This is a genomic window from Cellulomonas oligotrophica, from assembly GCF_013409875.1.
GTDB classification, from domain to species: Bacteria; Actinomycetota; Actinomycetes; order Actinomycetales; family Cellulomonadaceae; genus Cellulomonas; species Cellulomonas oligotrophica.
On sequence record NZ_JACCBK010000001.1, the window covers coordinates 1712235 to 1725839 of the forward strand.

9 protein-coding genes are annotated in these 13605 nt (G+C 74.8%); 5 read left to right on the plus strand and 4 right to left on the minus strand.

The features are described 5' to 3' along the window. Nucleotides 1–23 precede the first annotated feature (23 nt). Nucleotides 24–2318 carry an exo-beta-d-1,3/1,6-glucosidase gene (locus BKA21_RS07575; RefSeq protein WP_140457669.1) on the minus strand — a complete coding sequence of 765 codons (2295 nt, stop codon included), beginning with the start codon at nucleotides 2316–2318 and terminating at the stop codon, nucleotides 24–26. 84 nt (nucleotides 2319–2402) lie between these two features. After that, complete coding sequence (gene gnpA, locus BKA21_RS07580; protein WP_140457670.1) at nucleotides 2403–4571, minus strand: 1,3-beta-galactosyl-N-acetylhexosamine phosphorylase; 2169 nt, start codon at nucleotides 4569–4571, stop codon at nucleotides 2403–2405. A 215-nt stretch (nucleotides 4572–4786) separates the two neighbouring features. On the opposite strand from gnpA, the gene BKA21_RS07585 reads away from it, so the two are divergent. From BKA21_RS07585 to BKA21_RS07595, 3 genes are all read left to right on the plus strand, one after another. Next, nucleotides 4787–5110 (plus strand): hypothetical protein, encoded by a 324-nt coding sequence (locus BKA21_RS07585; RefSeq protein WP_170208914.1) that lies wholly within the window; start codon nucleotides 4787–4789, stop codon nucleotides 5108–5110. A gap of 84 nt (nucleotides 5111–5194) precedes the next feature. Beyond that, complete coding sequence (locus tag BKA21_RS07590) at nucleotides 5195–6916, plus strand: bifunctional 3'-5' exonuclease/DNA polymerase (RefSeq protein WP_140457671.1); 1722 nt, start codon at nucleotides 5195–5197, stop codon at nucleotides 6914–6916. 43 nt (nucleotides 6917–6959) lie between these two features. Then, a complete protein-coding gene (locus BKA21_RS07595; protein ID WP_239072701.1) occupies nucleotides 6960–8171 on the plus strand; it encodes a PrsW family intramembrane metalloprotease in 1212 nt (403 codons plus the stop codon). A gap of 42 nt (nucleotides 8172–8213) precedes the next feature. Here the strand turns inward: BKA21_RS07595 and BKA21_RS07600 are convergent, their stop codons facing one another. Next, nucleotides 8214–9188, minus strand: coding sequence for a DUF6807 domain-containing protein (locus tag BKA21_RS07600; protein ID WP_140457672.1), 975 nt, complete (start codon nucleotides 9186–9188; stop codon nucleotides 8214–8216). After that, nucleotides 9185–10753, minus strand: coding sequence for a Gfo/Idh/MocA family protein (locus BKA21_RS07605; protein ID WP_140457673.1), 1569 nt, complete (start codon nucleotides 10751–10753; stop codon nucleotides 9185–9187). The genes BKA21_RS07600 and BKA21_RS07605 overlap by 4 nt, the downstream gene beginning before the upstream one ends. Before the next feature lie 212 nt (nucleotides 10754–10965). Here BKA21_RS07605 and arfA point away from each other — a divergent pair, with 212 nt between their 5' ends. Beyond that, nucleotides 10966–12504, plus strand: coding sequence for an arabinosylfuranosidase ArfA (arfA, locus tag BKA21_RS07610; RefSeq protein ID WP_140457674.1), 1539 nt, complete (start codon nucleotides 10966–10968; stop codon nucleotides 12502–12504). 116 nt (nucleotides 12505–12620) lie between these two features. Then, nucleotides 12621–13574 carry a glycoside hydrolase family 43 protein gene (locus BKA21_RS07615; RefSeq protein WP_140457675.1) on the plus strand — a complete coding sequence of 318 codons (954 nt, stop codon included), beginning with the start codon at nucleotides 12621–12623 and terminating at the stop codon, nucleotides 13572–13574. Nucleotides 13575–13605: the final 31 nt, after the last annotated feature.

The window sequence follows — 13605 nt, forward strand, 5'->3', positions numbered from 1 at the left end:
GGGGTCGGCGAGGGGGCGATCCGTCAGGGGAGGACCGTGAACGGGGTGCGCAGGAGGTCGGCGGCGCGGGACGAGCGGCCCACCAGGAGCTCGAAGTCGCCGGGCTCGACGACGCGGCGCTCGTGGGCGTCGACGATCGTGCACGCCGACACCGGCACTGCGACGTCGACGACGACGGACCCGCCGGCGGGCACGTCCACGTGCACGAACGACTTGAGCTCCTTGTCCGTCCAGGTGGCGGACGTGACGAGGTCGCTGATGTAGACCTGCACGACCTCGTGCGAGGGCCGCGCACCGGTGTTCGTCAGCGTGACGCGCCCCCGGACGGTGCCGTCGGCCGTCAGCTGCGTCTGGTCGAGCGTCAGGCCCGAGTACTCGACCGTCGAGTAGGTCAGCCCCTCGCCGAACGCGAACGCCGGGTCCTGCGTCAGGTCGGCGTACCGCGCGCCGTGCTGCCCGCGGACCTGGTTGTAGTACACCGGCTGCTGGCCCACGTGCCGGGCGAACGTCAGCGGCAGGCGGCCGGCGGGCTCGACGAGCCCGAGCAGCAGCTCGGCGATCGCGCGCCCGCCGCGCATGCCGGGGTTCGCGGCCCACACGATCGCGTCGGCGTCGAGCGCCGACTGCGGCAGCACCAGCGGCTTGGACGCGATGAGCACCACCGTCATGGGCGTCCCGGTCGCGGCCAGCGCGTCGAGGAGGGCGACCTGCCCGCCGACGAGCTCGAGCGTCGCGGTGGAGCGGGTCTCCCCCATCAGGCCGATGGTGTCGCCGACGACCGCCACGACGTGGTCGGAGCCGCGCGCGGCGGCGACGGCCTCGGCGATCATCGCCGCGTCGGGCTCGGCCGCGTGCAGGATCGGCATGCGCGGCTGCCCGTCGGGGTGGAACTCGCCCTCCGGGTCGGGGCCGAGCTCGCCGATCTCGGCGCCCTGCGCGTACGCGACGGTCCAGCCCGCCGGCGCGAGCGCACGCAGGCCGTCGAGCACGGTCTCGGTCATCTCGCGCGGGTGGCCCTCCTCGCGCATCCAGTCGACCTGCCCGGAGCGGCCGGCCCAGTCGCCGAGCTGGGCGTCGACGTCGTCCGCGTTGGGCCCGACGACCGCGATGGTGCGCGGCTCAGGGTCGCCGGCCGGCCCGGTGGCACGGCCGTCGGCGCCCGCGACGAGGTCGCCGCCGAGCGGCAGCACGCCGGAGTTGCGCAGCAGCACCAGGCTCTTGCGCGTGACCTGCAGGTTGATCTCCTGGTGCGCGGCGGAGCCGATGACCTCGGCCTGCCGTGCCGGGTCGGGGCGGCGCGGGTCCTCGAAGAGGCCGAGCTCGAACTTCACGGTGAGGATGCGCGCGACGGCCGCGTCGAGCTGGGACTCGTCGAGGAGCCCGTCGGCGACGGCCTTCTGCGCACCCTCGAAGAAGCCGGGCGTGGTCATGACCATGTCGTTGCCGGCGGCGACGGCGCGCGCGGCGGCGTGCGCGTGGTCGGGGGCGATCTTCTGCTCCCAGATCATGCGGCCGACGTTGTCCCAGTCGGTGATGAGGGTGCCGGTCCAGCCCCACTCGCCGCGCAGGACCTCCTTGAGCAGCCACTCGTTGACGACGATCGGGACGCCGTCGGTGGACTGGTACCCGATCATGAAGGTGCGTGCCCCGGCGCGGGCGACACGCTCGAACGGCGGCAGGAACCACGACCGCAGCTTGCGGCGCGAGATGTCGGCCTCGGAGGCGTCGCGCCCGCCCTGCGTCTCGGAGTACCCGGCGAAGTGCTTGGCGCACGCGAGGATCGCGGTGGGGTCGTCGAGGCCGTCGCCCTGGTAGCCGCGCACCATGGCCGCGGCGAGCTCGCCGAGCAGGTACGGGTCCTCGCCGAAGGTCTCGGTGACGCGGCCCCAGCGCAGGTCGCGGGTGATGCAGACGACGGGCGAGAACGTCCAGTGCAGCCCGGTGGAGGCGACCTCGACGGCCGTGACGCGGGCCATCTGCTCGGCCGCGGCCGGGTCCCAGGACGACGCGGCGCCCAGCTGGGTGGGGAAGATCGTCGCGCCGCGCCAGAACGAGTAGCCGTGGATGGCGTCGTCGGCGATGAGCAGCGGGATCTTCAGCCGCGTGCGCTCGACGGCGTCGAGGGCCTCGAGCACGCGCTGCGGCGAGGCGTGCAGGATCGACCCGACGTGGATGTCCTCGACGAGGTCGTCCACGCCCGGCTGGGCGTCGAGCTGGAGCATCTGCCCGACCTTCTCGGGCAGGGTCATGCGGGCGATCAGGTCGCCGACGCGCTCGGGGACGGGCAGCGTCGGGTCCTGGTACGGGAGCGTTTCCACGGAAGTCCTCTTCGACGTTCGCAACGATTCGACCGGTCCGGCCACGCTACCGGACCGGTCCCGCCGCGCACGACCCTGCGCGGCTCAGACGGGCAGCTCGTGCAGGGCCGCCGGCGCCAGGTCGAGGGTGGCCAGGGCGACCCCGTCCCGCAGCACCTGCACGGTCCTCGGCTCGAGGGTGTCGTTGCTGACCAGCACGACGCCGCCGATCTCGACGGCGGTCGCACCGGGGTCGGACGTCGTCAGGCCCGTGCGCTCCCGGCCGGACGCCCACCACAGCGCGTCCTCCAGGCGGCGTGCCGACGCGGGGCCGTGGCGGTGCCCGGACAGGTACACGGCCCGCCCCCGGCCGACCTGCGCGGCCGTCGCGACGGGCACCCCGTCGGCGGCCGCGAGCACGCGGACGTCGTCGCGCAGCACGTGCAGCCCGGGCAGCGGCGGCAGGTCGTCGGCCGCACCCGCCGCGGCGAGGACGGGGTGGTCCGGGTCGACCACGAACCGGCGGCGGGCGAGCACGTGGCGGTCGCCGCCGTCCTGGTCGACGCCCAGCACCTCGGCCAGCTGGAAGCGGTGCAGCCGCCCCGGCACGTCGGCGGCCGACGGCTGCTCGACGCCCAGCAGCCCGCCCCCGCCGCGCACGAAGGTGGTGATCGCGGCGACCAGGCGCGGGTCGGCCCACCCGTCCCCGCCCGACCACGCGGTGCCCTGCGGGCCGGCGTTGACGAGGACGTCGACGCCCGCGGGCACGCCGTGCTCGGCGACCTCGTCGAGCCGGTGGAAGCTGACGTCGAACCCGAGCCCGGCGAGGGACTCCAGCACGTGCAGGAGCGACAGGTCGGGGTTCTCGTGCAGGTGGCCCGAGCACGTCCAGGACCGCAGCGCGCCCCACGCGGTGAGCACGCCGACGCGCACGGGCGCCGCGACGGGACCGCCGGCCCGGTGCAGCGCGAGGATCCGCCGGTGCTGGTCCGCGACCTGCGCGACCTCGTCCTGGAAGTCGGCGAACGGCTCGACGAGCGAGAGGTACCCGCCCAGCCCGATCCGGTCGATCCGCGCCCGCAGCAGCGCCCGGCGCAGCGTGACCCAGTAGCGGCGGAGGTCCGCGGTCGGGTCGGCGCCCTCGACCCCGGGCTGGAAGGTCGGCCGCCCCTCGAGGTCGACGGGGAACAGGTAGGGGTGCAGCCGCAGCTCGCGGACGGGCACGTCGACACCGGCGCACAGCCGCGCCTCGTAGCCGGAGAACACCGCCTTGATGAGCCCGTCGAAGCCCATCTCGGCGAACCGGCCGGAGTACGGCTCGAGGCCGATCCAGGAGTCGTCGTAGAAGACGTAGGCCTTCTTGCCGTGCCGGTGGACGACGTCGACGCAGCGCCGGCCGAGGTCCCGGACGAAGTCGCCGACGAACGCGGTCCAGCGGCGGTAGACGTCCGACGGCGGGTTGTGCGTCGAGGTGTAGCGCCCCGCGTTGACGAAGTCCTCGGACGTGATCGTCAGACCCGTCTCCTCGCGGAACGCGCGCAGCGCCACGGGGTTGACGGTGAAGTCGTACGAGCCCCAGTCGGCGTACACGTGGGGCAGGTTCGCGTCCGACCCCCAGAACCACGCGAAGTTGTAGAACAGCGACGTGAACCGCACCACGGTGGTGGCGGGGTGCTCCACGCACCACCGGTCGAGCCAGTCGAGGATGTGCTCGGCCACCTCGGGGTACCGGGGCTCGACGGCCATGAGGTGCTCACGGTCGCCCCAGTCGTTGGTCACGTGGTTGTACATCGAGATCTCTTCCCAGACGCGCATGACCAGGAAGTTCACGGTGTACGTGTGGCCGGGCACCGCGCCGGCGACCGTGACGACGCCGTCGGCGAGCGCCCAGCGCCCGGCGGGGACCTCGGTGCCGGTGGTGCGGTCGTGGACCTGCCAGAACTCCTCGACGCCGTCCCAGTCGTTGAGGACGAACTGGTCGGTGGAGTAGCCGTCGAGGAGGCGGATCTCGACGCGGTCGCCGTCGGCGGTCACGGGGCGGGACATGAGGAAGTTCTGCTGCATGAGCCGCGGGTGCGCCTTCGCCCAGGCGTTGTCCTCCCGGATGAGGCACAGCGTGGAGTAGATGCCGTGGCCGGAGCCCAGGATCTCGTCCGAGAGCTGCGTGCCGTCGGAGTCGCGGATGACGTCCGCGCCCCACCGCTGCGCCATCGCGAGCGTGAAGGCCTCGTGGCCCGCCTCTCCCGGCAGCGTGAACCCACCCGTGGTCGTCATCGAGCCCTCCCGCGTCGTCCTTGACCGTGAATCGGTTCAACCCTAGCGGAAAACGCCTTCCGCGCGGATCTCCCGGGACGCGAGGACGATCGGACGTATCTGGACGAGGCTTCGATGCTCCTGTCCGATCGGGGGGACCCGACCGGCGCGGCCCTGGGGAGGACGCCGCGCCGGTCGCTCCACCGATCATCCGACGGACGAGCGAGGTGGCACCGATGCCCAGTCGAACCCTGCCGGCGCTGACGGGGGCGTCCTGCGTCCTCCTGGCGACGGGACGCACCCTGACCGCGACCCTGCACCTGGAGGACGACGCGCTCGTCGTCCACCTCATCGAGCCGGCCGGCCTCACGCGCCACGCCTGGCCGCAGACGGTCGTGCTCGACGCCATGCTCGAGCCGGGCGTCACGCAGGTCGTCCCCGACGTCGCCGTGCACGTCGACGAGACCACGGGCGACGTCCTCGTCACGCTCGACGGGGCCGGCGGCGACGACGTGCTGGCGGTTCCCGCCGGGGCGGTCCGCAGCGCGCTGACGCACTGACAGCGCGCTGACGCGCTGACGCACTGACGACGCGCGGACGGCGGTGCGGCCCGGCGCTGTGGGCGGCGGGGGCGAGCATGGGGTGTGCCCGCGTTCGTGCTGCTCGACCACGACGAGCACGCGCGCACCGTCACGCTGACCGACCTCGACGACGGTGCCCACGTGCTCGGCACCCGCACGGTGCCGGCGGACGGGCTCCCGGCCGAGGTCGCGCGCGTCGAGGCGGGCGCCGCACCCGGCCCGGGCACGTCGGGCGGCGCACCGGTGCGCTGGGTCTGGGACGACACGCGGCGCCGCTACCCGCCGCTGCTCGCCGCGGGCGTGCGGGTCGAGCGGTGCCACGACCTGCGGCTGTGCCGGACGCTCCTGCGGCACGCGGTGGCCGCGGCCGGGTCGGCGCTGGCCGGGCAGCCGCGGGCCGCGTGGGAGGACCCGCCCGTCCCGGAACCCGCGCACGTCCCGTCCCTGTTCGACCTGCTGGACGAGGCGCCTGCGGCACCGACCCGCCAGGACGCGCACCCGGCGGGCTCCCCCGTCGACCTGCTCGCCGAGCTGCGCACCCAGCTCGACGCCGTCGCGGGGTCCACGGCGCCCAGACGGCTGCGCCTGCTGCTCGCCGCGGAGTCCGGCGGGGCGCTCGTCGCGGAGGAGATGCACCACGACGGGCTGCCCTGGGACCCCGTCGTGCACGACGCGCTGCTCACCGAGCTGCTGGGGCCGCGGCCGGCGGCGGGCCGGCCGCAGCGGCTGGAGGACCTCGCGGCGCAGGTGCGCGCAGCGCTGGTGGCACCCCGGCTGAACCCGGACTCCCCGCCCGACCTGCTGCGCGCGCTGCGCCTGCAGGGCTTCGACCTCGCCTCGACGAGCAAGTGGGAGATCGGGGCGCTCGACCACCCCGTCGTCGAGCCGCTGCTGGAGTACAAGCGCCTGTCGCGGCTGCTGTCCGCCAACGGGTGGGCGTGGCTCGACGCGTGGGTGCACGACGGCCGGTTCCGGCCCACCTACGTCGTCGGCGGCGTGGTCACCGGGCGGTGGGCCACCGACGGCGGCGGGGCGCTGCAGCTGCCCGCCGCGCTGCGGGCCGCGGCCCGCGCCGACCCGGGCTGGCGGCTCGTGGTCGCCGACGCGGCCCAGCTCGAGCCGCGGGTGCTCGCGGCCATGTCCGGCGACGACGCGATGGCGGCCGCCGCCCGCGCGAGCGACCTGTACCAGGGCATCGCCGACGCGGGCATCGTGCCCACCCGCAAGGACGCCAAGTACGCGCTGCTCGGTGCGATCTACGGCGCGACGACCGGTGCGAGCGCGATGCTCATGCCCCGCCTGACGGCCGCGTACCCGCGGGCGGTCGCCCTCGTCGAGGAGGCCGCGCGCGCCGGAGAGCGCGGGGAGGTGGTCTCGACGTGGCTCGGGCGCTCGTCGCCGCCGGGCGCTCAGGCGCTGCTCGACGACCTCGCCGCCGCCCGGTCCGAGGGCGCCAGCGCGCAGGACGTGCGCGAGGCGCGGCGGCGGGCGCGCGACCGGGGCCGGTTCACCCGCAACTTCGTCGTGCAGGGCACCGCGGCGGAGTGGGCGCTGTGCTGGCTCGCGTCGTTGCGGCGGCGGCTGCACGCGCTGCCGGGGCGCCCGCACCTGGTGTACTTCCTGCACGACGAGGTCGTGGTGCACACCCCCGAGGAGGTCGCCGACGACGTGGCCGTCGCGGTGCGCGAGTCGGCGGCGGAGGCGGGGCGGCTGCTGTTCGGCGACCGGCCCGTGGAGTTCGCGCTGGACCTGGCGGTCGTCGGCTCGTACGCGGACGCGGGGTGAGCGGCTCGGCGTGGCGGACCGGCGCGTCGCTAGGGTGTGCCGCGTGACGACCCCGCACGCCGACGCGCACCCCTCCGCCGCGTGGGGCACCACCCCTGCGGCAGCACCGGGACCGATGGGCGCCGGCGCGGTGCCGACGTCGTGGCCGGGCGGCACGCGCCGCACGAGCGCGTGGACCGACGTCGTGACGGTCCTCGGCCTGACGGTCGTGGGCCTCGCGGCCCTGGCCGGGCTGGGCGTGGTGCTGCTCGAGGTCGGCATGGGGCCGGGCACGGTGGGCCTGCTCCTGGCGCTCGTGCCGCTGGCGCTGGTGCTCGCGGGCGTGCGGTGGCTCGACACGTGGGAGCCGGAGCCGCGCGGGGCCCTGCTGTTCGGGCTGCTGTGGGGCGCGGGCGTCGCGGTGCTGCTGGCGGTGACCGTCAACGACCTGACGATGTGGTTCGTCGCGCACGCGACCGGTGACCCCGACGCCGCCTACCGCACGACCGCGCTGGTCTCGGCGCCGGTCGTCGAGGAGATCGGCAAGGGGCTCGGCGTGCTGGTGATCTACCTGGCGCGGCGCCGGTACTTCGACGGGGTCGTCGACGGGATCGTCTACGCGGGCGTCGTGGCGGCGGGCTTCGCGTTCACCGAGAACGTCCTGTACTTCGGCCAGGCGGGCGAGCTGCTGCCGCAGACGTTCGCGATGCGCGGCCTGGCGACCCCCTTCGCGCACCTGCTGTTCACCGCGTGCACGGGTGCGGCGATCGGGTGGGCGGCCCGGTCGCGGTCGCGGGGCGCCGTGCTGTGGGCCACGCCGCTCGGGCTCGTGGCCGCGATGGCGCTGCACTCGGCGTGGAACGCGACGGCGCTGCTCGCCGGGCCGGCGTTCCTGGCCCTCTACCTGGTGGTGCAGGTACCCGTCTTCGTCGGCGTGGTCGCGCTGGCGTTCGGGCTGCGCCGGCGCGAGCGCGACATCATCGCCGGACGGCTCGACGAGTACGGGCGGGCCGGCTGGTTCGCGCCGCACGAGGTGCAGATGCTGACGTCGATCCGGCTGCGGACCCAGGCGCGCCGGTGGGCCGCGCGCACCGGCGGTGCGGCGGCTGGCGCGGCCATGCACGCGTTCCAGCGGGACGCGACGACCCTGGCGCTGCGCCGGCAGATCGCGCTGACGGGCCGGGCGGACCTGCGCACGTACGCCACCACCGAGCGCGACCTGCTGGGCTCGGTGGTGGCGCACCGGCACCGTGTGCTGACGACCGTCGGCGGCTGACGCAGCCCTCCGGCCCAGAAATCAGCCGTCGGGGCTGCGCCCTCAGCCGTCGAGCAGCGCCCGGCCCCGGGCCGCGAGCGCCGCGGCCCCGTCGGCGTCGGCCGGGCCCTGCGCGACCACGAGCGCGTACCGGAACCGCAGGGTCGCCCCGGTGTCGAACGGCACCTCCTCGCTGAAGAAGGGCGCAGGGTTGACCCCGGCGAACCACTCGGTGCGGGCGAACCACTGCGGCGGGTGCGAGGGGTTGGTCGCACCGTCGACGACGACGACCGTCGACTGCCGGCCGCTGCCGTCGTGCGCGCCTGTGAAGCCCATCCACGGCGCGCGCGTGCCGCGCACCTCCTCGCCGCCGGCGAACCCGGGGGCCAGCAGGGTGCCGCCGGTGAAGTCGCGCGGCCCGCGCCAGAACAGCCCGCCGTACCCGGCGTTCTCCCGCCCGCGGGTGGTGGGCGAGCCCAGCGGCAGCGCCCGGTCGCTGACGTTCGTCATGGACGTGTCGAAGAGCAGGAACCACACGTCGTCGCGGTCGGCGGGCACGACGGCGGCCAGGGCGCGCTCCTCGTCGACGACGTGCTCGCCGTCCTGGGTGTGCCAGGCGAGGGTGTGCACGAGGTCCACACGCTCGGCGTCGGGGCCGCTGGTGACGTCGAGGCGCACGATCGCCTGGTGGTCCATCGACCCGTCGTTGTCGAGCTGGACGTAGCCCTGGTCGCGCACGTACGTGGGCCCGCCCCAGAAGTTCTCGTCGCCGACCACGGGCAGCGACCACGCGACGCCCTTGTGCCACACGTGGTCGTGCGGGCGCAGCGCGGTGACGACGTCGCCGCGGCGGGTGCGCAGCGGGTGCAGGTAGGGCCGCGGGGACTCCAGCTGGACGTCGTCGGGCACATACACGTACCGCAGCAGCGTGGTGCCGTCGTGCTCGACGTCGACGCCGCGCCCCACGTCGTGCAGGGCGCGCGCGGCGGGCCGCGGGTCGAGCCGCGGCCGGCGGGTGGTGCCCGCGCCGGGGGTCACCGGGCGCCCGTCGTCGCGTCGGCACGGTCGGGGTCGGCACGGTCGGGGTCGGCACGGTCGGCGGCGTCCGCCCGGCCGGTGGTCTGCGGGGCGTCGAGGGTCAGGTCGGTGCCGAGCCCGAGGTCCTCGACGAGCACGGCCTGGCCGGTCTCCAGGGAGCGGTTGGCGGCGATGCCGACGGCGACGGCGCGCAGCCCGTCCTTGTAGCCCGCGGCGCGGCCGAGGGGGTCGGGCGCGAGCCGCAGGTCGCGCCGGAACACGTCCATGAGCAGGATCGCGTCGCCGCCGCCGTGCCCGCCGATCCCGGCGGGGATGGGCCAGCGCTGCGCGGCCTCCCAGTGCCGCTGGACCACGAGGCGCTCGCCCTCCGCGCGCACCGAGCCCTCGAGCGCGGCGGCGGCCGCGGCGTCGGGGGTCGCGGACGGGTCGAGCACCGCGTTGCCCTCGGCGTCGAGGACGACGGCGCCGCGCTCGACGACCTCGAGCTCGGCGCGCCCCTCGGTGCCGTTGACCGTGACCCGGTACCCCTCCCAGGGGCTGTGCGCGTTGAGGGAGTAGGTGAGGGTCGCCCCGCCGCGGTAGTCGACGACGAGCGAGAGGTTGTCCTCGATGGTGATGCCGGGCGCGAAGACGTCCTGGTCGCGGCGGTAGCCGTCGTGGTGCTCGGCGTCGAGGTACAGGGAGCGCAGCCGGGGGTCGCGCGTGAGGTCGAGGGTCCACGGGTCGCCGACGGTGCCGGTGCCGCGCTCGGGCCGGGGGCCCATGCCGCGGGCGGCGGCGTTGGTGTCGCCGTAGAACCGCAGCCCGCCCGAGGCGTACACGCGGGCGGGCACGTCGTGCAGCCACCAGTTGACGAGGTCGAAGTGGTGGCTGGACTTGTGCACGAGCAGGCCGCCGGAGGTGCGCTTCTCGCGGTGCCAGCGGCGGAAGTAGTCGGCGCCGTGCACGGTGTCGAGCGCCCACTCGAAGTGCACGGAGGTGACCGTGCCGATCGCGCCGGACGCGACGACCTCGCGCAGCGTGGAGTTGCGGGGGGCGTACCGGTAGTTGAACGTCATGACGAGGTCGCGGCCGGTGCGCTCGACGGCCTCGACGATGGTGCGGCAGCCCTCGACCGTGGTGGTCAGGGGCTTCTCGACGACGACGTCGGCGCCGGCGTCGAGGGCGCGCGCCACGAGCGCGGCGTGGGTGGCGTCGGGGGTGGTGACGACGACGACGTCGACACGCTCCTCGTCGACCATGCGCTCGAGGTCGTCGGGCCCGTGCTGCGGCAGCCCGGCGGGGCCGTCGAGGCCGAGCGCGGCGCCGACCTCGCGGTCGTAGTGGTCCATGCGCCCGGGGTTGGTGTCGCACCAGGCGACGAGCTCGGCGACGTCGGCGTGGTCCCCGGTGACGGCACCGACGTACATGCCCGCACGGTGCCCGGTGCCGACCACGGCGTGCCGGCGCCGGCGCCGGCCGGGCGGCGGGGCGGCGAAGGCGGGGACGACGCGCGGGTCGGCGGTCGTGCCGCGGCTGGACGCGGGTCGGGGCGCGGTGGGGTTCTGGTCGAGCTGCTCGGTCACGAGAGTCCTTCGACGACATCGGCGAACGGGGACGGCGCACGCACCGCCGACCACCGGTGGCGACCGACGGAAAGCGCGTTCCGCGACGCGACCAGACTAGACCACCGGTGTGGCGCACGTCGCTGCGGACGCCGTTCGCGTCGTATGCTGCAGTCGTTTCTACAACGTTGTGCATCGCCGTGCACCGCCGCACGGCCCGACCAGGAGCACCGATGACCCAGCGCGCCACCGTCCTGCTGCACCCCGACTTCCGCACCGGCACGATCGACCGCCGGGTGTTCGGCTCCTTCGTCGAGCACCTCGGCCGCGCCGTGTACACGGGCATCTACGAGCCCGGCCACACGACCGCCGACGAGCACGGGTTCCGCCAGGACGTCGCCGCGCTCACCCGCGAGCTCGGCGTCTCGATGGTCCGGTACCCCGGCGGGAACTTCGTGTCGAACTACGTGTGGGAGGACGCGGTCGGCCCCGTCGAGGACCGCAAGCCGTTCATCGACCTCGCGTGGCGCACCATCGAGCCCAACACGGTCGGCACCGACGAGTTCCTGCAGTGGGCCGAGCGCGAGGGCGTCGAGCCGATGATGGCCGTCAACCTCGGCACCCGCGGTGTCGCCGAGGCGGCCGCGCTCGTCGAGTACTGCAACGGCGAGGCCGGCTCGCGGTGGGCCGACCTGCGCATCGCGAACGGCCGCGAGAAGCCCTACGGCGTGAAGCTCTGGTGCCTGGGCAACGAGATGGACGGCCCGTGGCAGATCGGCCACAAGGACGCCCACGAGTACGGCAAGCTCGCCGCCGAGGCCGGCAAGGCCATGAAGCTGGTCGACCCGACCATCTCCCTCGTCGTGTGCGGGTCGTCGTCGATGGGCATGGCCACCTTCGGCGAGTGGGAGCAGACCGTGCTCTCCTACACCTACGACCTCGTCGACCACATCTCGATGCACGCGTACTACGAGGAGCGCCACGGGGACCGCGCGTCCTTCCTCGGGTCGGGCACGTCGATGGACCGCTTCATCGACCGCGTCGTCGCGTCGGCCGACGCCGTGGGCGCGCGCAGGCGGTCCGACAAGAAGATCACCATCTCGTTCGACGAGTGGAACGTCTGGTACCTCGACACCCGCTTCCAGGGCGAGGCCGCGATCCCGCTGCGCACCGCGCCGCAGCGCATCATCGAGGACGTCTACTCCGGCCTCGACGCCGTCGTCGTCGGCGACCTGCTCGTCACGCTGCTCAACCACGCCGACCGCGTGCCCGTGGCGTGCCTGGCCCAGCTCGTCAACGTGATCGCGCCGATCATGACCGAGCCCGGCGGCCCGGCGTGGAAGCAGCCGACGTTCCACCCGTTCGCAGCCACGGCCCGTCTCGCCCAGGGCGACAGCCTCGACGTGCGCGTCGACGCCGCGACCATGCCCACGAAGGAGCACGGCGACGTGCCGACGGTCACCGCCGCGGTCACGTGGGACGGCCCGCGCGAGGCCGGCTCGCTCGGCGTCTTCCTGGTCAACCGGACCGCCGAGCCCGTCGAGGTCGAGCTGCGCCACCCCGGTGTGGCGCTGACGCTCGGCGGCGGCGTGCAGGTGACGGCCGACCACGAGCCGGCCGCGCACGGCCCGGAGCACGCGGCGCAGGTCGAGGCCACGCACGTCAGCGAGCTCGCGACCGCCCCGGTCACGGGCACGGGTGCCGGCACCACGACCCTGACGCTGGCGCCGGAGTCCTGGACCGCCCTGGCGGGCACCGCGACGCAGGCCTGACGAACCCACCCCCCGCACCCCTCCGAGGAGTGTGCGCCGGTTGCGACGATCCGTCGCACCTTGAGCACATTCCTCGGAGGGGTGAACGGGTCCGGGCGGGCTGGAGAGAGGGTGGGATGGGCGACGGGTTCGGGTACCTGCTGGTGCACCACGTGGAGGACCCCGACGGGTGGGGCGAGCGGATCTTCTTCTCGCTGTCCGACGGGGACACCCCTCTGCGCTGGTGGCGGGCGAACGGCGGCCGCCCCGTGCTCGCGTCCGGCCTCGGCACCACCGGGGTGCGCGACCCGTACCTGGTGGCCGGCGACGGCGAGTGGTTCGTGCTGGCCACGGACCTGCGGATCTACGGCGGCGACGACGCCGGCTGGGACGCCTGGACCCGGCACGGCAGCCGGTCGCTCGTGGTCTGGCGGTCGACGGACCTGGTGACGTGGTCCGCGCCGTGGCTGCTCGAGGTCGCACCGCCGACGGCCGGCATGGCCTGGGCGCCCGAGGCGACGTACGACCCCGGCACCGGCGCCTTCGCCGTCACGTTCTCGGCGTCCCTGTACGACGAGGACGACCCCGGGCACGCCGGCGCGTCCTACCCGCGCGTCCTCGTCGCGACCACGCGTGACTTCCGGACGGTGTCGGCCCCGCGCGTGCTGATCGACCGCGGCACGGGCGTCATCGACACCACGGTGACCGTCCACGAGGGACGCGTGCACCGGTTCTCCAAGCAGGACGCCGACGTGCCCGGCTCGCTGCGCCTCTTCCACGAGGTCGGCTCCGCGCTCGACGCCGACGACTTCACCGTGGTCGCGTCCCGCATCGCCGACGACCTGTACGCGCACGTCGAGGCGCCGCTGGTCTTCCGCGACCACCGCGACGGCACCTGGTACCTGTGGGTCGACCAGTACTCGACCCGCCCGCAGGGGTACGTGCCGCTGCGCGCCGACGACCTCGCCTCGGGCGACTGGCGGCCGGTGCCGCGCGAGGAGCTGGTGCTGCCGCCGAACACCAAGCACGGGGTCGTCGTCCCGCTCGTGGGCGACCAGTGGCACCGGCTCGCGGCGGCCTACCCCGCCTGACGGGGCGCCCCGGTGGTGTGCCGCCGGGCCC